Source organism: Paraburkholderia rhizosphaerae (genome assembly GCF_004366595.1).
GTDB classification, from domain to species: Bacteria; Pseudomonadota; Gammaproteobacteria; order Burkholderiales; family Burkholderiaceae; genus Paraburkholderia; species Paraburkholderia rhizosphaerae.
This window is the reverse complement of sequence record NZ_SORE01000049.1, coordinates 1-16865: the sequence shown is the minus strand read 5'-3', so window position 1 is coordinate 16865 and position 16865 is coordinate 1. Positions and strand designations below refer to the sequence as shown.

Genomic DNA, 16865 nt, shown 5'->3' with positions numbered 1-16865 from the left:
TCGCCCTCATGCAGTTGCGCTTCACTTCACTCGCTATGACCAGCTTATGGCGGGACTTGCACCCGCAGGAGTGCGCCCATGCTGGGCGCACAAAGCAAAAGGCCCGCGCCGTTAAAACGGCGCGAGCCTTTGTGATTGCCGGAATGTCGGGCGTTTTACTCAACCGAATGCAAAACTCGTTTCACGTCCGCACTCGTTCGGCTTGACGCGAGCATTACGAGTGGTTGTACGGCGAGCCGAGGTATGGGTTGTACACCGGGCCGCGCGCGCCCGAATCCGACGTACCCGCCGTCGCGGCGCCGTAGCCGGTCGTATCCGCGGTCACGCGCGCTTCAGCCTTCTGGATGCCCGCCGGGTAATGCGCATCGCTCGAGTCGAACGGGCTGTAGCCAGCCTTTTCAAGTTGCACCAATTGCGCACGAACTTCAGCACGCGTCACGGGCTGGTTCGATTGGGCAAACGACACAGCCGGCACAGCCAACACAGCAGCAAGAGCGACGGCCTTGATAAGCGATTTCATGATCATTACCTCCAGATTTGGTTTCGGTTTGTACGGCCTGATTCGTCAGTCCGTTTGAAAGCAGTCTAGGCATTTAGAGGCTTAGGGGAAACCCTAATCCGAGGAAATGACCGTTTCGGCTGGTGTGACAATCGCCCGGACGCTCGTCGCTTCGGTTACCGCGTTGCGGGTCGCTAAAGTTCGCGCCCCCGCTGCCGACAATCCGGCCATGGCATCCGACAAACATCTCCCGCTGAAACGAGGCACGTCCCGGTACGACGAAGCCATCGCGCTTGAAAATTCCGTAAGGATCATTCGTAAGGCGCGCGGCAAACACAACCCGGAAGACTTTGCTGAAGGCACGCCCGAATGGCATGCGGTAATCGAAAGTTTTTTGATTGATTTGCTGTGGGCATCCGGTAACGGTCTGCACGACAACGACGACTAGTCGTCGCGCCCGCCGTTATGCGCGGACTCGCGGTGCGCGTTGCGCAAGCGCATCAGAGACGTATCCTGCGGGCACCGCTGCGCATGTCGTCGAAAAGCGGCACCACGGCGAGTGTCAGCAACACCATCGCGAGCGGCAACGTCGACACGAATCCCAGGTGCTTGAAGCCGGCAGCCCCCGCTAATCCGCCGACCAGAAACGACACGAGCAGCGAAGCGAGCAACGCGAGCTTCTGCCGGTCCGCGCGCACGGTGTCGTCTGCGGATGCAGGCTGGCGGCCATTCCAGTAGAACAGCTTGCCCAGTTCGATGCCGATGTCGGTGACGAGCCCCGTCACATGCGTGGTGCGGATTTCCGCGCGGGAGATCTTGGTGATCATCGCGTTCTGCAAGCCCATCACGAAGCACAGCAGACACACGGTGAGCGGCAGAAAAAACAGCTGATGACGTTCGAGGTGCGCGCCCAGCAAGCCAAAGCACAGCAGCAACACCGCTTCGATTGCGAGCGGTATCGCATATACGCTGCGCAGACGACGCCGGCGCCCCCAGTTGATCATGACCGCAGATGACGCCGCTCCAACCAGAAACGACAGTAGCGCGCTCAACCCCGCGGCAACCAGTGCGATATCGCCGAGTGCGAGGTTATCGGCGAGCGAGGAAACGATCCCCGACATATGCGACGTGTACTGCCCGACCGCGAGGAAGCCGCCCGCATTCGCCGCGCCCGCGACAAACGCAAGCGAGCGTCCAAGGCGCCGATTGGTCACATCGGTTCGTTCGGGTGCGGTAAAGCCGCGCAGATAGTTGATAGGCATGCGGACAGACCCGGATGAATGTGAGCGGACGGCAAACGGGCGAGTGTCGGCGCGAGCTTCGGGGTGAGTGTAGAGGCCCCAGACCGCGCGGCCCGCGTCAGGGCAGCGCACGAAATCGTAGCATGCGATGCGCGGTGCGTTCAGGGTGCGAAAAAACGTCGCGGCCACCCAGCGTCCGCACCATGGTCGGCCACGAAAAAATGCCCAGCGGTGCGGCTGGGCAAAATCGCCGGTAATCCGGCGATGGAGGTTCTATTGGCTAATGTGACACGACAAACCGGCTAGCCACCAAGCCCGCCGACCCGCCGTGCGCGGCTACATCGATCCGGACGGACGACCTTGCATCCGTCGTCCAATGTGCGGTCAGCTTAATGGTGCTCGTACACGTAGATCGGCGGCGAATAAGAGCTCAGCGTGACTTCCTTGCGGCCGCCCGCCGCGGATGTACCGGTCGTTGCGGAACCGTAACCGCCGTCTTGCGCGACGACGTTGCTCGCGCTCACCTGCGCTTCCGCCTTCTGAATCGCCGCCGGATAGTGCGCATCGCTCGAATCGAACGGGCTGTAGCCGGTCTTTTCCAGTTGCACCAGTTGTGCGCGAACCTCTGCGCGGGTCACCGGTTGGTTCGATTGGGCAAACGACACAGCGGGAACAGCGAGCACGGCAGCAAGCGCGACTGCTTTGATGAGCGATTTCATGATCACGACCTCCAAGATTGGTTTCGATTCGGCTGCGACGCATTGCGTGCCACCGTTGAAAGCAGTCTAGGATCGCGGGGGTTTAGGGTAAACGCCTAAATCCCCAATTCATTGTTTCGCGCCGCAGGACAAACTGAATGGATGAAAAATCGGCAGCCGGTGTTGATGACGCGCGCGAATCCGGACAGGCTTCCGGGTGCGCGCTTTCACGCGACCGCGGACACCGCCCGGCGAACGGCGTCCGCAGCATGAATATCAATGGCGATGCCGCCAGTCCCCGTGATAGGTATCGAGCCAGCGCAACCGCCGCCCGGGCGAGTCGCGATGCGTCGATTTGTTGTGATGATGCGCGGTGATCCACATCACAGCACACACGATCACCATGACCGATGGCCCCAACAGATAGGCCAGTGTCGATTCGCTCATCGCAGCCTCCATCTCGACGACATCCGTTCAACCATTCTAGGCAATGCGCGGCGATGTTTCGAAGCATGAAATCATATTCGTCTCCACGTTGATTCGAGTAGGCGTTCTGCCACATTTCCCCCCGACGATCAGTGTGCGCCCGACCACCTATCGGCGCAGGTCGATTACGCCAGACGTATTCCAACCTCTTATCATTGACCTCACCGCCCTCGCTTCACGAACCGCCATGCGCTATCCATACAACATCGCTGTTGCTGCAGGCCTGATGCTGGTTGTCGTGTCGTGTGGTCTCGCGCTGGTTCTGACCTGACCCTGATCGACCCGCGCTGCGCATTGCTCACCTTCTGCGTGACGTGGACGTACGCCGCGCTCGCCCCTCCCGCAGCCGCGAACGCTTGCGCGACCCTCGCTAAAGTTTCGCGAGACCGCGCCGTTAACGGCGCGTATGGACCGTCACCCGCACACTGCGTCCGGCTTCTCGATGGCGACGCTGATCGACCAGGACATCGCGCATATCGGTCGCGTGATGCGGCCGTCGATGCAAGGCGACTTCGGCGGCGCGATTCTGCCGGCGACATACTGGCGCAAGCGGCTGAACGAACTGTTGGCGCGCGATCATCTGACCAGGCCTCAGCTTTGCGCAATCGACGGCTTGTTGACGCAACTCGAACAGCTAGACGCGTCGCACCTGCAGCCATTGCCGATGGTGAACCCCGCGAATAAACCGGCAGACAAACCCACAACGAAGCCCGTAACCCAACCCGCAAACAGCGCGGGCAACACCGCGTCGAACACGCGCCCGGCGATATCCCGCGTGCGGCGCGAGCGCCCGCGCCGCACGCGCTGACCTCGCTAGCACACCCGCCGCCACGCCACCAGGTCGCCTCGCCAGTTGTCGCGCGGACGCGCCATCGGCGTAAATAGGGCGCGCGATGCGTGATAATGTCCGCAAAAATACCCAGCAAGGACATCCTGTGACCCAGGCCTCACCGCTTGACCTGTTGAAACAGGCGCGCATCCGCTTTACACAACGAGAAATCGCCGCGCACGTCGGCAAGGACATCAAGACGGTACGTCGCTGGGAAAAGGGCGAAACACCGTGCCCCGCGCGCATGGCGCCCACGTTGCAGGCGCTGCTGCAAGCGAACGCGCCGGCAGTCCCCATCAACGGCATGGATCGCAGCGTCACGTCGTGCTTCAGCTTTGTGGATCTGTTCGCCGGCATCGGCGGGATCCGGATGGGTTTCGAAGCGCACGGCGGCGAGTGCGTGCTGACGAGCGAGTGGAACCCGTTTTCGCAGAAGACCTATCGTGAGAATTTCGGCGGCAACGCGGGTGAAAGCTTCACGCATGACGCGCCTATCGACATCAGCCGTGCGGGTTTGTCCGCTCACACGCTGATCGGCGACATCGTGACTTTCCCCGAACACGCGGTGCCCGATCACGATGTGCTGCTCGCCGGTTTTCCGTGCCAGCCGTTCTCGATCGCCGGCGTCAGCAAGAAAAACGCGCTCGGCCGTCCGCACGGCTTCGAATGCACGACACAAGGCACGCTCTTTTTCGATGTCGCGCGCATCATCGCCGCGCGCCGACCCGCCGCGTTCCTGCTCGAGAATGTGAAGAACCTGCTGTCGCACGACAAGGGCCGCACCTTCGACGTGATCTTGCAGACGCTGCGCGACCAGCTCGGCTACGAAGTGCACTATCGGGTGATCGACGGCCAGCATTTCACGCCGCAGCATCGCGAGCGGATCATCATCGTCGGCTTTCGCGGTGCGACGTCCTTTTCGTGGGACGACTTGCGCTTGCCGGCCGACGGTCCAAGGCTCGCATCGATCCTGCATCGCACCGACGGCCGCGAACCGGTTCTGCCGTGGGACGGCGATCGCTTCTTCGATCATCGTGCGCGGGCGGTGCAACCGAAGTACACGCTAACGCCGAAGCTGTGGAGCTATCTGCAAGGCTATGCGGACAAGCATCGCGCGGCAGGCAACGGCTTCGGCTTCGGCCTCGCGTTTGCGGACAGCGTGACGCGCACGCTGTCCGCGCGCTATCACAAGGACGGCTCGGAGATTCTCGTGCATCAGGGCAGCGGCAAGCGGCCGCGCCGGCTCACGCCGCGCGAGTGCGCGCGCCTGATGGGCTTTCCCGATACGTTCCGCATCCCGGTCAGCGATACCCAGGCGTACCGGCAATTCGGCAATAGCGTCGTGATGCCGGTGATGCGCGAGGTCGCGCGCATCATGCTTCCGCATGTGCACGCGTTGCGCGAGCGCGATTCACTGAGCGTGCGCACCAGGGCGCCGCGCGCGGCGCACATCCGGGTGACCTGATGGTCGACATCGTCGATGCGGCGACGCGCAGCCGGATGATGTCCGGCATTCGCGGCCGCAACACGAAGCCCGAGATCCTGATCCGCAGCCTGCTGCACCGGCGCGGTTTTCGGTTTCGTCTCGATGCACGCGATCTGCCCGGCCGCCCGGACATCGTGCTGCCGCGCTACCACGCGGTCGTATTCGTGCATGGCTGTTTCTGGCACGGCCACGATTGCCCTCTGTTCAAATGGCCGCAAACGCGCGTCGACTTCTGGCGCGAAAAGATCGGCCGTAATCGCAGCAACGACGCGAAAGTCACGGCCGCGCTGCGCGAGCGCGGCTGGCGCGTCGCGACGGTCTGGGAATGCGCTTTGCGCGGCGCAAACCGGGACCTCGACGGCGTGTTGCAGCGCCTCGTCGACTGGTTGCAAAGCGACGCGCCGACACTCGACGAACGCGCATAGCGACAGGCCGCGGCAGCGTACGCAAAGCGTGCGAGCGCCCGTCACGCGGGCCTGAAAAGCGCGTTGTGACGCGCGTGCCCGGGCGTCGCAGCGCCTCTATCGTGTAAGCGTGCGGTGATAAACTCGATTGACTAGCCGGGGCCCGTCCGAGCGAGCCCGTCCCTCTGTAGAAACCTACCGAAAGAGGCATACGATGGCTGACTTCCGAATCTGGTCGGACGACTTTCCCGCCAACGGCTTCATGCCGAAAGCATCGGAGTTCAACGACAAATCGTTCGGCGTCGACGGCGAGAACATTTCGCCCGCGCTACAGTGGGACGCGCCGCCCGAGGACGCGCAAAGCCTGGCACTGACGGTCTACGACCCGGACGCGCATACGGGCAGCGGCTTCTGGCACTGGGTGGTCGTCAATATTCCGGCGGATGCGCGCGGACTGCCTCGCAATGCGGGCAAAGCGGACGGCAGCCTGTTGCCCGATGGCGCAGTGCAGGTGCGCAACGACTATGGCACGCAAGGCTACGGCGGCGCGGCGCCGATGCGCGGCGACAAGCCGCACCGCTTTATCTTCAGGTTGCATGCATTGAATGCGCGTCAACTGCCGGTCACGGCGGAGACGGCCAACGCGGTCGCGCGCCTCATCATCAATCAGAACGAGGTCGACTCGACGACCTATACGGGGTTATATGAACTGAAGTAGTACGCCTCTATGCGCCGCCTTACGCGACGGCGTCGCGCGTCGGTGAGTCGCCTCGCATTGATCCGCGACGCGACTCACCGACGCGCGATGTCTTCCGCGGCAGGACGGCTCATGCAGGTGAAAACAATAAACTGGCCTCGCCGCCGGATCCAGTCTCTTTGAACGGCCGCAAGGCCATCGAACCAAACAGATCGCTACCTGCCACTGTCGATGCGCGCACAACCTTCCCGCGGCAACCCATCCACCCCTTCCGATACTCCCGCTTCGCGCGGTCCGTCAGCGCAAGACAACGAACAGGGGTTGCCGCTGCCGCAACGCTATTGGGCAATCCTCGTCGTCGCGTTCGGGATTGCGGTGTCGGTGCTCGACAGCGCGATCGCGAACGTTGCGCTACCGACCATCGCGCGCTACATGCATGCGAGCGCGGCCAGCTCGATCTGGGTGGTCAATGCGTATCAGCTGGCGGTCACGATCTCACTGTTGCCGCTGTCGTCGCTCGGCGACCGGATCGGCTACCGGCGCGTTTATCTGGGCGGGCTCGTGCTGTTCACGATCGCCTCGCTCGCCTGCGCACTCGCCGGCTCGTTGCCGACGCTCGCGTTCGCTCGCGTGATCCAGGGCTTCGGCGCCGCCGGCATCATGAGCGTGAACACCGCGCTCGTGCGGATGATCTATCCGCCCGCGTCGCTCGGCCGCGGCATTTCGATCAACGCGATGGTGGTCGCGGTCTCGTCGGCGGTCGGGCCGACCGTCGCCGCCGGCGTGCTATCGGTCGCATCATGGCAGTGGCTGTTCGCGATCAATGTGCCAATCGGCATCGCCGCGCTGCTGATCGGCGTGAAGGCGCTGCCGGGCAACGTGCGCCATGACTCGCCGTACGACTATGTGAGCGCCGTGATGAACGCGTTCGTGTTCGGTCTGCTGATCTTCGCGGTCGACGGGCTGGGTCATGGCGAGCACGTCGCGTACGTCGCGCTCGAAGCGGTTGCGGCACTCGTCATCGGTTACTTCTTCGTGCGGCGACAGTTGACGCAGACCGCGCCTCTGCTACCGGTCGATCTGCTGCGCAACCCGCTGTTCGCGTTGTCGATCGGCACATCGGTGTGTTCGTTTGCCGCGCAAATGCTGTCGTTCGTGTCGCTGCCGTTCCTGATGCAGAACGCGTTCGGCCTGTCGCAGGTGCAGACCGGGCTACTGATGACGCCCTGGCCGCTGGTAATCATCGTCGCGGCGCCGATTGCGGGCGCGCTGTCGGACCGGATGTCGGCGGGTCTGCTCGGCGGCATCGGTCTCGCGGTGCTGACCTGCGGCCTGCTGTTGCTGGCGACGCTCGGCCCGCATCCGCAGCCATTCGATATCGGTTGGCGGATGGCACTATGCGGCGCGGGCTTCGGCATCTTCCAGTCGCCGAACAACCGCACGATCCTGTCGTCGGCGCCGCGTTCGCGCAGCGGCGGTGCAAGCGGTATGCTCGGCACCGCGCGCCTGACCGGGCAGACATTAGGCGCCGCGCTGGTCGCGCTGATCTTCGGTGTCGTGCCGCAGCACGGGTCGATGGTCACGTTGTATGTCGCGGCGTGCTTTGCCGCTGTGGCGGCCGTCGTCAGTTCGCTGCGCGTGACGCACAAGGGTGCGGTCGCTTCCGCATAGCTTGCGCGTGTGTGTTGTGTTGCAACGCGCTCGCTTGAGCGGCGTCGCAGCATCTCCATCTACACGCCCACGCCTGCCTGCGCCGATGAGCGATCGGAAGAAACCCGCGTGAAACGCACTCGCGGCGCCGGAACTTGTCCAAGCTGATGTCCGGCGCCAACCACGCTGGACGCTCTGGTCAGGTTCATACGATAGGGGGCGCCATGTCACTCATCGTCGCTGGACGCTTCACGACCTTCCCCGCCGCAGAAACCGCTGCGCAACAGTTGTTCGATCACGGCTTCGTCGGCGAGGACGTCACGCTGTTTTTCGTCAACCCGCGCGGCCAGCACGCGCTACATCCGCTCGACGCAAGTCGCGCCACCGCCACCCGCCTGTTGTCGCCGTCGCATCCCGCGCATCACGGCATGACTTACGGCGCCGTGGCGGGCGCGATCGTCGGTGTGCTGGTTTTCATGGGCTTCGCGGCCTCATTGCCGATCGTTGTTCTCGCGGCGGGCGTCGGCGCGTACATCGGCGCCAAAACCGGCGCAATGCTGGAGGCGCGCAGCGGACCGCGTATCCATCATGAACGGATCCACCATGAATGGCGCGCTTCGGGCGTGCTGGTCGCCGTGCATGTGACGCCGGAAACGCAGCGCGAAGCGGCACAACTGCTGCGCGCAGCGGGCGGCGCCGACATCGAGCGCGCGACCGGTCACTGGCAGCATGGCCGCTGGGCCGATTTCGATCCACGCAGCACGCCGGACCTGCTGACTGAACTGCATCAGCAGCCCGCGTGACGCCACGCGGCTGGCCATAAAAAAACGGCAGCCTTCCGGCTGCCGTGGCTCATTGCGCGTACGACAAAGCGCGACGCAAGGTGCGCGCGTCGACGTGACAGGCCGCCGCTACGCCGTCACGTCAGCGCGCTTTACCGCTTTTTCGGCCACCGACGACGCGGTCGACACATGCCGCAAGTCGGCAAGGAACGTATCGCGCCAGACCGACAGATTGTTCTCACGCAGCGGCGCCATCATGTCCGCATGGCGCGCCTGCCGCTCCGCGAGCGGCATCGACAAGGCGCGCTCGAGCGCCTCGGCCATCTGCGACAGATCGAACGGATTCACCACCAGCGCACCCGGCAATTGCTCGGCGGCACCCGCGAACTGCGACAGCACGAGCACGCCCGGATCGGCGGGATCCTGCGACGCGACATATTCCTTCGCCACGAGGTTCATGCCGTCGCGTAGCGGCGTCACATAGCCGACCTGCGACTGGCGGAACAGCGCCATCAGCAGATTGCGTTCGTACTTGCGGTTCAGGTACTGGATCGGCGTCCAGTCGAGCTGCGCGAAACGGCCGTTGATACGCCCCGCTTCGCCTTCGAGGTTCTGCCGGATGCGCTGGTACGTCTGCACGTCCGAGCGCGTCGGCGGCGCGATCTGCACGAGCGATACGCGGCCATGCCAGCCGGGTGTGTTCAATAGCAGGCGCTCGAACGCCTGGAAACGTTCGACCAGCCCTTTCGAATAGTCGAGCCGGTCGACACTCATGATCAGCTTGCGATTGTGCATCGCATCGCGCAGGCTCTTCACCGCTTTGCGATCGCTGAACTGCACCGCCGCTTTCGCAATCGCGTCCGGATAGATCCCGATCGGATACGCCGCGACCTTCAGGAAGCGGTTGTACGCGTGGACCATGCCGTCGTCGCTCGCGGTGCCATGACGGCCGCGCTCGATGTAGTCGACGAATGACTGACGGTCCGCGTCGGTCTGAAAGCCCACGACGTCATAGCTGCACATATCGCGTACAAGCTCTTCGTGCGGCGGCACGGTGAGCAGCACCTGCGGCACCGGAAACGGGATGTGCAGGAAAAATCCGATCGGATTCTTCACGCCCAGTTCGCGCAGGCAGCGTGCGAACGGCAACATGTGATAGTCGTGAACCCAGATGATGTCGTCGGGCCGGATCATCTCCTTCAACTGTTTCGCAAGCGACGCATTCACACGCAGATAGCCCGCGTATTCCTGGCGGTCATAACGCGACAGGTCGTTGCGATAGTGAAAAGTCGGCCACAGCGTCGCGTTCGAAAAGCCGCGATAGTACTGGTCGTAGTCGCGCTTGGAGAGCGCCACGGTCGCGTAGGTCACGTTGCCCTGTTTCTCGATCACAGGGGCGGACGGCTCGCCCGCTATTTCCCCGCTCCAGCCGAACCAGACGCCGCCGGTCTCCTTCAGCGCGTCCAGCACGCCGATCGCGAGACCTCCCGCGGCCGGTCGGCCTTCCTGCGTCGGCGCGACCCGGTTCGACACTACGATCAATCGGCTCATACAGGCTCCCCCTTCATTTCAGTTGACGTTCCATGCGACTTGCGCCGAATAAGTGCACGCAAAAACTATGCCGCACTGCGACAATCTGGAACACAAAAATGTATACGAATGTGACAAACGAGAAAAAACACCCACGCGCAGTACGCGCGCGGAGCATTTCCCTCCACCGGCACATCGATCGGGAGAAGTCAGGCGTCCTGCTCGGAACCGAGATCGCGCTGGTACTCGAGCCCCTCCCGGCGCGTGCCGCCCTGGTTGTGATCCCCGTCCGGCGGGGCATCGGGGGCGGCGCGGTTTTGCGCCGCCGGGTCCGGGTCGGGGGCATTCGGCGAGCTGGCTGGAACACTGCCGGGGCGCGGTTCGCGCTTCGAGTGGCGCGCGGAGCGCCGCAATGCAGGGTGTCTCATGATCGACGCCTCCAGGGGAAGGCCGCCACCGGAGCCGGTGGCATCATCACAGTCTAGAACCCGGCCAGGTAAATTGCCGGTAAAAAGTTCGCTGGTTTTGTAACGAGTACATCAAGTTGCGAAACGTCGTGCGGCGAAACCGCGCTTTGCGGCGCATGAACCGGAGGAGGATCGCCAATCGGCAGAGGAATTGGTTCGCCTGGCATCCGGTCCGGGTCCGGCGGCGCGTCGTCGTCTTCGTCGGGATCGTCCGGGCCGGGCGGTTCGGTCGGCTCCGGACGATGCAGCGAGGCCGTCGGCTGGCACTGCGCCCGCAAGCCCGCCCGAAACACAGATGGCAGCCACGACGCCGGCACCGGGATCGATACAGCGACAAGGTCGCGTTGCGGCATGTGAGCCTCCTCGTTTGCGTCGATCGGGACGCAGCAAAGGCTGTACCGTCTTTTGACGGACGCGTTTCTGGCAAGCGCTACGCGTCTTTATGCGCTGTTATGCGTCCGCCTTGCCAAACGCCTGCGGTTCTTCAGCGCCATCGTTATCGTCGCCGCGACCGGCGTCGTTGCCATATTCAACGAGCCGGTTATACAGCGTCTTCAGACTGATACCGAGAATCTCCGCAGCGCGCGTCTTCACGCCGCCGCACTGTTCGAGCGTGGCGAGAATCAGTTGACGGTCCGCTTCGGCAAGCGAAGTGCCGAACGGAATGGTGATCGCGGTACCCGCGGTCGACTTCGACAAGGTGATCTGCAACGGCACCGTCGCCGTGCTGTCCGAATCCGTGCCCGACATGATGTGCGCGCGCTGCACGTAGTTCTTCAGCTCACGCACATTGCCTGGCCACGGATACGTCAGCAACATTTCCCTGACCGCCGGCGGAAAGTGCTTGCGTGTGCCGTGCTGCTCATTGAGTTCGTCGAGGAACGATTGCGCGAGCAGTTCGACATCCTTGCCGCGCTCGCGCAGCGGCGGCAGGCTGATCGGAAACACGTTCAAACGGTGATACAGGTCCAGACGCAGCTTGCCTTCGAGCACCGCCTGCTCCGGATCGCGATTGGTCGCGGCGATCAATCGGACATCGGTCTCGATTTCCTTCGTTGTGCCCACCCGCATGAACATACCGGTTTCGAGCACGCGCAACAGTTTCACCTGCAGCTCGATCGGCATCTCGGTGATCTCGTCGAGAAACAGCGTGCCGCCATTCGCGCGTTCGAAATAGCCTTTGTGCTGGCGATCCGCGCCGGTAAACGAGCCGCGCTCGTGGCCGAACATCTCCGACTCGATCAGATTCGGCGAGATCGCACCGCAGTTGACCGCGAGGAACGCGTGCTTGCGGCGCAAGCTCAGCTGATGCAGCGTCTGCGCGGCCACTTCCTTACCGGTGCCGGATTCGCCGACCAGCATCACCGATGCGGCCGTCGGCGCGACGCGGCTGATCTGGTCGTACACCTGCTGCATTGCGGCCGAATTACCGAGCATCAGGCCGAAGCGGCCCATGCGGCGCAACTCGCCGCGCAGCGTGCCGATCTCGGCCTTCAGATCGCCGGCGCGCGGCAGGCGATTCAGAATCGCCTTCACGCGCTGCATGTTGATCGGTTTGACCAGGTAGTCGGCCGCGCCCATCTTCAGCGCGCTCACCGCGGACTCCACCGTCGCATGGCCGGTGATCACGATGAACTCGACGCCGGAGCGCGGATCGAGATCCTCGAACAGATCCACTCCCGTGCCATCGGGGAGTTTCAGGTCAGTGAACACGACGTCCGGCATCTGCCGGACCAGCTGGATGCGGGCCTCGCGCAGGTCGCCTGCAGTCGCGGTAGTCAGTCCATCTTCGGTGATGATCGCGGCTAGCGCTTCGCGGGTACCCGGATCGTCGTCGACAATCAGTGCATGTGGCATCGCGTTTCCGAAATCTAAAAAGTACGGGAGATGGATAGCTGGAACAGCCACACGGCACGGCGCACGGCGCACAACCCGAAATCGGGCAAAACCGGAACCGGGAGCCGGTCCGGCAACGCACCTGCCCCGCCACCGTGAATGGTCGCGAGCTTACGTCAATGCTATGTGCGAAACGGCCGCTCCGAGCGGCCGCCTATGAAAAAATTACCAACTTAGTGCAATATCGCAACAATTGCCACTTGAGGCCGCGTCAAAACAGTTCATTGTTGTCGATTTGCCTATTATACGGTCTTATCCCGAAAATCCATACCGGATACCTCTTTATCGAAGCCCAACGGTTCACTGACGACGTCGATCGCGCTGTCATTGGCCGCTACCTGCGAACGCGACTATGGTTCGGCGATCTCGGGCAGGCGCCTGCGCTGATGCAACAGAAAACGGATGGAATCCGGCAAGCCGCGCCGCGGCTGACCGCGGCATGTTCAGCTAGCTACGCGGAAATGGCCATGCGCCGCCCGTCACGCCGTGATCGACGCCATTGCCCGCGCGCGGATGCGTGCTGCCGGGCAACGCCGCCGGCCGCATAGGCTCGGCTTCGGCGATCGAGCCGCCCTCGCCTTCCCAACGCGTCAGATCGCGTGCGGTCATCGCCTGGGCGATCCGGCGTTTCTGCGCCCAGCGCAACGCGAGCATGCCACCGATCGCGAATACCGCACCAAAGATGCCGATTCTGGGTCGAGCCATCATGACCTCCTCGATTTTGAGAGTGATCGCAAACAAGCCAGTTCGCCGCCGGGCGGTCCGTCAATGCGGTCGTCAGCGCGCGGCCAGCACGCCGACCAGGAACCCGACGCCCGCGGCAATGCCAAGCGCCTGCCACGGGTTTTGCCGCACGTATCGCTCGGTCTGCACGGTCGCGCTGCGGTAACCGCGCTGCGCGGCGACTTGCGCGTCAGCGAGCGCCGCCTGCAGCGTATCGACGTGCGTGCGCAAGCGTTCGCGCAGCGCATCGACGCCTTCGCCGGACAGCGCCGCGGCGAGCCTCAGCATTTCCTCCGAATCCGTCAACAATACGCTGAGGTCCTCGACGATCTTCTGCTTGCCGAGGGCGAACTGTTCGGTGGTGGCTGTCATCGCGTCTCTCCGTGTCTTTTGACGATCGTTTTTCGTCGATTGCTGCATCGATAGATGGCACCGCCTGCGGTGCCGATTGCATTCTTTTCGTGCTGCGGACGCGTTCGGCCGTTGCCTGGGTACGCCACCCGACATTCCGCGCAATAGCCATGCCCGACAATTCTCTCCAATGGTGGAGATACACGGCAGCCGCGCGAAGTTCCTCGCAAGATGCGCGTCAATGTTGCCGGTTACCGCGCGCCGCGAACTTTTTTCCGCGCTTCGCGTAAGTACACGATAGATGCAAGCGCCTTGCCGGGCATAGCGCGCCAGTGGTTAAATTAGTTTTTGCGAGATAGCGGAACGCACCCGGCGCACCCGGCACCCTGGCTCCTGGTCCGCCCGCTCGCTCGCGGCCTGCGCCATCACATCCTCGAACCGCATTTGCACAGGACACCCTGGTTATGGCGTCAACCGATCTGGACTCGCCCGCCGCCGACACTGCCGGCGGCGGCAGCGCAACGTCACAGGCGAAACAGCGCGGCGCTGAAGTCGTCGCGGGACTGAAGTCGTATGGGATGCTGTACGGCTCATCCCACGTCATGCTCGATCTCTACGACCAGATCGCGCGCGTGGCCGCGACCGACGCGACCGCGCTCATCATCGGCGAATCCGGCACGGGCAAGGAACTGATTGCCCGCACGATTCACGAACACAGTTCGCGTAAAGACGGCGCGTTTGTCGCGGTGAATTGCGGCGCGATTCCGGACGAGCTGATCGAAGCCGAACTGTTCGGCCATGAAAAAGGCAGCTTCACGGGCGCCGTGCAAGGACGCATCGGCTACTTCGAGCATGCGAACGGCGGCACGCTGTTCCTCGACGAAGTGACCGAGATGTCGCCGGTGCGCCAGGTGAAGCTGCTGCGCGCGCTCGAGACCGGCACGTTCTTTCGCGTCGGCGGCACCGAGCTGATTCGCGCGGACGTGCGCGTGATCGCCGCGACCAATCGCGACCCGGCGGTCGCGGTGAAGGAAAACGGCTTGCGCGAAGACCTGATGTACCGGCTCGCGGTATTTCCACTGCGCGCGCCGCCATTGCGCGAACGCGAAGGCGACCGCGAACTGCTCGCGCAGCACTTCCTCACCGCGTTGAACCAGCAGGAAAGCACGAACAAGACCTTCAGCAAACGCTCGATGGAGACGCTGCGCACATGGTCGTGGCCCGGCAATGTGCGCGAGTTGAAGAACGCGGTGTACCGCGCATTTATCCTGGCCGAGAAGTCGGTCGAGTTGCCGCATCCGCATCTGATGTCGCGCGTGAAGAAACCCGTCACGCTCGGTGACTCGATGAGCGTATGGATCGGCACGCCGCTTGCGGACGCACAAAAGCAGATCATTCTCGGCACGCTGAAATACTGCGGTGGCGACAAGCGGCGCGCCGCGAAAGCACTCGGTGTCAGCCTGAAGACGCTGTACAACCGCCTGAGCGCCTACGGCGACGAAGAAGACGCGGGCCAGGACGAAGGTTGAGTGTGATCGCTGGTCGGCCGCAAGCGCGGCCCCGGGACAAACAGAAAGTCGCCGCGCACGCACAATCAGAAAGGCGCCGCGCGCGCATCAGCATTTGCAATTGCTTGCATTTTTTCTATGCCAATTACAAATGACGTCCTGCACAATCCTTCTGCTTGACCGATATGTGGTCCGACCCGCGGCACCCCCCGAAGCAGCGCGGCGGACAAGCAGGAGCAAGAACAAGGAATGCAAAATGTCATCTCCGGCGCGTTACAGGCGCCGCGTCCGGGCGCGCTGCTAGCCGCGCTCGTCGTTGCCGCAGTCGCGACCGCATTGAGCGGTTGCTCTTCCCTCTACTCCGAAAGCGCGACCGCGGGTGCGGGCATCGCCGGCGCCGCCATTGCCGGTTCGCTGACGAACAACGCGGCGGTCGCGACCGGCATTGGCCTTGGCGTGGTCGCCGCGGCGCACGCGGGCGTCCAGTATTCGGAGCGCGTGATCCATCGCAATACGCAGAACGGGATCGCGCAGGTCGCAGGACCACTCGATGTCGGCGGCGTCGCGCCGTGGAGCATCACACACACGGTCCCGCTCGAGGACGACGAACATGGCCGCGTCACCGTCAGCCGGGTGATCAGCACCGGCGTGCTCGATTGCAAGGAAATCGTCTTCTCGGTCGACCAGTCGGCGACGCAGAATACGCCCGCATCGAGCGCATTTTATGTCGCGTCGATCTGCCGCAACGGCAATGCATGGCGATGGGCGTCGGCCGAACCAGCGACGGAACGCTGGGGTGCGCTGCAATGAGCAGCGCAGATAGTCTGACAGGCAATGCGTCACGCGATGACAGCGTTGCTATCGATGAGCGACGGCCTAAGCCGCTGCGTTTGCCGCAGCATGGGTTGCGCGTCGTGGTCGCCGCGGCCTTCTGCGCGCTCACCGGCATGCTGGTGAGCGGATGCAGTTCCACTTCGCTCGGCGCAGCGGGCGGCGCGGCCGCCGGCGCCGCGACCGGCATCGTCACCGCGAATCCGGCGATCGGACTCGGCGTAGGCATCGCGGTGCAGGCGGCGACCACCGAAACCATCAATCGCTACTACCGTGTGATGCATACCGATCAGCAGAACGTGATCGCGGCACAGGTCGGTGCGATGAAGGTCGGCGACATGCGTGCGTGGAACGTGAAGCACACGCTGCCGATCGAGAACGGCCATGGGCAGGTACGCGTCACGCGTGCGTTCTCATCGGCGCTTGCGGACTGCAAGGAGTTCGTGTTCTCGGTTGCCGACGGCGATGAAGCGAACGCGCCCGAGCACTGGTACACCGCTGCCGCTTGCCAGTTGCAGCAGGACAAGCGCTGGTGGAAATGGGCGTCGGCGGAGCCCGCGGTCGATCGGTGGGGCAACCTGCAATAGTGCAGTAGCGCAACAGGCAGGGGGCACGGGCTCGCTGTGGGTTGCCGCAGCAGGTCCCCGTCACCTCGACCTGATCAGGACTCGACGTCCTCGAGGCTGAAGATTTCCGACTGGTCGTTATACGAGAAGATCTCGCCATAGCGCCCCCAGTTGATCACCGCATCGAGCGTCTCTTGCGCCGCGCTATCCGACAGGAAGTC

The 16865-nt window shown here is 63.5% G+C and carries 22 protein-coding genes; 11 read left to right on the top strand and 11 right to left on the bottom strand.

From position 1 onward, the window contains the following. Window positions 1–206: hypothetical protein (locus BX592_RS34250; protein ID WP_208328018.1), on the top strand; the 206-nt coding region annotated here is incomplete at its 5' end. 8 nt (window positions 207–214) lie between these two features. Here the strand turns inward: BX592_RS34250 and BX592_RS32960 are convergent. Beyond that, window positions 215–520, bottom strand: a complete 306-nt coding sequence (locus tag BX592_RS32960; RefSeq protein WP_134197529.1) for a DUF4148 domain-containing protein — start codon at window positions 518–520, stop codon at window positions 215–217. A gap of 106 nt (window positions 521–626) precedes the next feature. On the opposite strand from BX592_RS32960, the gene BX592_RS32955 reads away from it, so the two are divergent. Next, entirely contained in the window at window positions 627–947 is a 321-nt protein-coding gene (locus BX592_RS32955; RefSeq protein WP_243849831.1) for a hypothetical protein, read from the top strand. A gap of 52 nt (window positions 948–999) precedes the next feature. On the opposite strand, the gene BX592_RS32950 is transcribed toward BX592_RS32955, so the two are convergent. The 3 genes from BX592_RS32950 to BX592_RS34110 form a co-directional block, all read right to left on the bottom strand. Continuing rightward, window positions 1000–1761, bottom strand: coding sequence for a YoaK family protein (locus BX592_RS32950; RefSeq protein WP_134197528.1), 762 nt, complete (start codon window positions 1759–1761; stop codon window positions 1000–1002). A 368-nt stretch (window positions 1762–2129) separates the two neighbouring features. Beyond that, the gene (locus BX592_RS32945) at window positions 2130–2459 is read right to left on the bottom strand and encodes a DUF4148 domain-containing protein (RefSeq protein WP_134197527.1); all 330 of its coding nucleotides are present in this window, start codon (window positions 2457–2459) and stop codon (window positions 2130–2132) included. A 255-nt stretch (window positions 2460–2714) separates the two neighbouring features. Beyond that, window positions 2715–2885, bottom strand: a complete 171-nt coding sequence (locus BX592_RS34110) for a hypothetical protein (RefSeq protein WP_166676525.1) — start codon at window positions 2883–2885, stop codon at window positions 2715–2717. Between the two features lie 445 nt (window positions 2886–3330). Here BX592_RS34110 and BX592_RS35075 point away from each other — a divergent pair, with 445 nt between their 5' ends. The 6 genes from BX592_RS35075 (at window position 3331) to BX592_RS32915 (ending at window position 8793) form a co-directional block, all read left to right on the top strand. After that, complete coding sequence (locus BX592_RS35075; RefSeq protein WP_208328017.1) at window positions 3331–3732, top strand: hypothetical protein; 402 nt, start codon at window positions 3331–3333, stop codon at window positions 3730–3732. Between the two features lie 127 nt (window positions 3733–3859). After that, the gene (dcm, locus tag BX592_RS32935) at window positions 3860–5218 is read left to right on the top strand and encodes a DNA (cytosine-5-)-methyltransferase (RefSeq protein ID WP_134197526.1); all 1359 of its coding nucleotides are present in this window, start codon (window positions 3860–3862) and stop codon (window positions 5216–5218) included. Beyond that, window positions 5218–5664 (top strand): very short patch repair endonuclease, encoded by a 447-nt coding sequence (locus BX592_RS32930; RefSeq protein WP_134197525.1) that lies wholly within the window; start codon window positions 5218–5220, stop codon window positions 5662–5664. The genes dcm and BX592_RS32930 overlap by 1 nt, the downstream gene beginning before the upstream one ends. A 193-nt stretch (window positions 5665–5857) precedes the next feature. Further along, window positions 5858–6361, top strand: coding sequence for a YbhB/YbcL family Raf kinase inhibitor-like protein (locus BX592_RS32925; protein WP_134197524.1), 504 nt, complete (start codon window positions 5858–5860; stop codon window positions 6359–6361). Between the two features lie 210 nt (window positions 6362–6571). Next, window positions 6572–8011 (top strand): MFS transporter, encoded by a 1440-nt coding sequence (locus BX592_RS32920; RefSeq protein ID WP_134197523.1) that lies wholly within the window; start codon window positions 6572–6574, stop codon window positions 8009–8011. Window positions 8012–8214: 203 nt separating this feature from the next. Next, the gene (locus BX592_RS32915; RefSeq protein ID WP_134197522.1) at window positions 8215–8793 is read left to right on the top strand and encodes a hypothetical protein; all 579 of its coding nucleotides are present in this window, start codon (window positions 8215–8217) and stop codon (window positions 8791–8793) included. Window positions 8794–8901: 108 nt separating this feature from the next. Here the strand turns inward: BX592_RS32915 and otsA are convergent, their stop codons facing one another. The 6 genes from otsA to BX592_RS32885 all read right to left on the bottom strand — a co-directional run bounded on the left by otsA (window position 8902) and on the right by BX592_RS32885 (window position 13760). Further along, window positions 8902–10323: an alpha,alpha-trehalose-phosphate synthase (UDP-forming) gene (gene otsA, locus BX592_RS32910; RefSeq protein ID WP_134197521.1), complete on the bottom strand. Its 1422-nt coding sequence runs from the start codon at window positions 10321–10323 to the stop codon at window positions 8902–8904. A gap of 188 nt (window positions 10324–10511) precedes the next feature. Then, window positions 10512–10730, bottom strand: coding sequence for a hypothetical protein (locus BX592_RS32905; protein WP_134197520.1), 219 nt, complete (start codon window positions 10728–10730; stop codon window positions 10512–10514). Window positions 10731–10783: 53 nt separating this feature from the next. After that, entirely contained in the window at window positions 10784–11122 is a 339-nt protein-coding gene (locus BX592_RS32900; RefSeq protein ID WP_341804916.1) for a hypothetical protein, read from the bottom strand. 97 nt (window positions 11123–11219) lie between these two features. Beyond that, the gene (locus BX592_RS32895; protein ID WP_134197519.1) at window positions 11220–12626 is read right to left on the bottom strand and encodes a sigma-54-dependent transcriptional regulator; all 1407 of its coding nucleotides are present in this window, start codon (window positions 12624–12626) and stop codon (window positions 11220–11222) included. 486 nt (window positions 12627–13112) lie between these two features. Next, the gene (locus BX592_RS32890) at window positions 13113–13370 is read right to left on the bottom strand and encodes a hypothetical protein (protein WP_134197531.1); all 258 of its coding nucleotides are present in this window, start codon (window positions 13368–13370) and stop codon (window positions 13113–13115) included. Window positions 13371–13442: 72 nt separating this feature from the next. Continuing rightward, complete coding sequence (locus tag BX592_RS32885; RefSeq protein WP_134197518.1) at window positions 13443–13760, bottom strand: ElaB/YgaM/YqjD family protein; 318 nt, start codon at window positions 13758–13760, stop codon at window positions 13443–13445. Between the two features lie 443 nt (window positions 13761–14203). On the opposite strand from BX592_RS32885, the gene BX592_RS32880 reads away from it, so the two are divergent. From BX592_RS32880 to BX592_RS32870, 3 genes are all read left to right on the top strand, one after another. After that, entirely contained in the window at window positions 14204–15268 is a 1065-nt protein-coding gene (locus BX592_RS32880) for a sigma-54 interaction domain-containing protein (protein ID WP_134197517.1), read from the top strand. 228 nt (window positions 15269–15496) lie between these two features. Then, window positions 15497–16057, top strand: a complete 561-nt coding sequence (locus tag BX592_RS32875) for a hypothetical protein (protein ID WP_134197516.1) — start codon at window positions 15497–15499, stop codon at window positions 16055–16057. A gap of 137 nt (window positions 16058–16194) precedes the next feature. Further along, window positions 16195–16665, top strand: coding sequence for a hypothetical protein (locus BX592_RS32870; RefSeq protein WP_243849832.1), 471 nt, complete (start codon window positions 16195–16197; stop codon window positions 16663–16665). Between the two features lie 74 nt (window positions 16666–16739). Here BX592_RS32870 and BX592_RS32865 read toward each other — a convergent pair. After that, window positions 16740–16865: AAA-associated domain-containing protein (locus BX592_RS32865; RefSeq protein ID WP_134197515.1), on the bottom strand; the 126-nt coding region annotated here is incomplete at its 5' end.

What these genes read in the sequence shown, in the direction of transcription:
- BX592_RS32870 (WP_243849832.1), top strand. Translation starts at nt 16,195, where the DNA reads ATGCTGGTGAGCGGATGCAGTTCCACTTCGCTCGGCGCAGCGGGCGGC.
- BX592_RS32885 (WP_134197518.1), bottom strand. Translation starts at nt 13,760, where the DNA reads ATGACAGCCACCACCGAACAGTTCGCCCTCGGCAAGCAGAAGATCGTC.
- BX592_RS32920 (WP_134197523.1), top strand. Translation starts at nt 6,572, where the DNA reads ATGCGCGCACAACCTTCCCGCGGCAACCCATCCACCCCTTCCGATACT.
- BX592_RS32915 (WP_134197522.1), top strand. Translation starts at nt 8,215, where the DNA reads ATGTCACTCATCGTCGCTGGACGCTTCACGACCTTCCCCGCCGCAGAA.
- BX592_RS32875 (WP_134197516.1), top strand. Translation starts at nt 15,497, where the DNA reads ATGCAAAATGTCATCTCCGGCGCGTTACAGGCGCCGCGTCCGGGCGCG.
- BX592_RS34110 (WP_166676525.1), bottom strand. Translation starts at nt 2,885, where the DNA reads ATGAGCGAATCGACACTGGCCTATCTGTTGGGGCCATCGGTCATGGTG.
- BX592_RS32925 (WP_134197524.1), top strand. Translation starts at nt 5,858, where the DNA reads ATGGCTGACTTCCGAATCTGGTCGGACGACTTTCCCGCCAACGGCTTC.
- BX592_RS32955 (WP_243849831.1), top strand. Translation starts at nt 627, where the DNA reads ATGACCGTTTCGGCTGGTGTGACAATCGCCCGGACGCTCGTCGCTTCG.
- BX592_RS32950 (WP_134197528.1), bottom strand. Translation starts at nt 1,761, where the DNA reads ATGCCTATCAACTATCTGCGCGGCTTTACCGCACCCGAACGAACCGAT.
- BX592_RS32960 (WP_134197529.1), bottom strand. Translation starts at nt 520, where the DNA reads ATGAAATCGCTTATCAAGGCCGTCGCTCTTGCTGCTGTGTTGGCTGTG.
- BX592_RS32895 (WP_134197519.1), bottom strand. Translation starts at nt 12,626, where the DNA reads ATGCCACATGCACTGATTGTCGACGACGATCCGGGTACCCGCGAAGCG.
- BX592_RS32900 (WP_341804916.1), bottom strand. Translation starts at nt 11,122, where the DNA reads ATGCCGCAACGCGACCTTGTCGCTGTATCGATCCCGGTGCCGGCGTCG.
- BX592_RS32930 (WP_134197525.1), top strand. Translation starts at nt 5,218, where the DNA reads ATGGTCGACATCGTCGATGCGGCGACGCGCAGCCGGATGATGTCCGGC.
- BX592_RS35075 (WP_208328017.1), top strand. Translation starts at nt 3,331, where the DNA reads ATGGACCGTCACCCGCACACTGCGTCCGGCTTCTCGATGGCGACGCTG.
- BX592_RS32905 (WP_134197520.1), bottom strand. Translation starts at nt 10,730, where the DNA reads ATGAGACACCCTGCATTGCGGCGCTCCGCGCGCCACTCGAAGCGCGAA.
- BX592_RS32880 (WP_134197517.1), top strand. Translation starts at nt 14,204, where the DNA reads ATGGCGTCAACCGATCTGGACTCGCCCGCCGCCGACACTGCCGGCGGC.
- BX592_RS32945 (WP_134197527.1), bottom strand. Translation starts at nt 2,459, where the DNA reads ATGAAATCGCTCATCAAAGCAGTCGCGCTTGCTGCCGTGCTCGCTGTT.
- BX592_RS32890 (WP_134197531.1), bottom strand. Translation starts at nt 13,370, where the DNA reads ATGGCTCGACCCAGAATCGGCATCTTTGGTGCGGTATTCGCGATCGGT.
- otsA (WP_134197521.1), bottom strand. Translation starts at nt 10,323, where the DNA reads ATGAGCCGATTGATCGTAGTGTCGAACCGGGTCGCGCCGACGCAGGAA.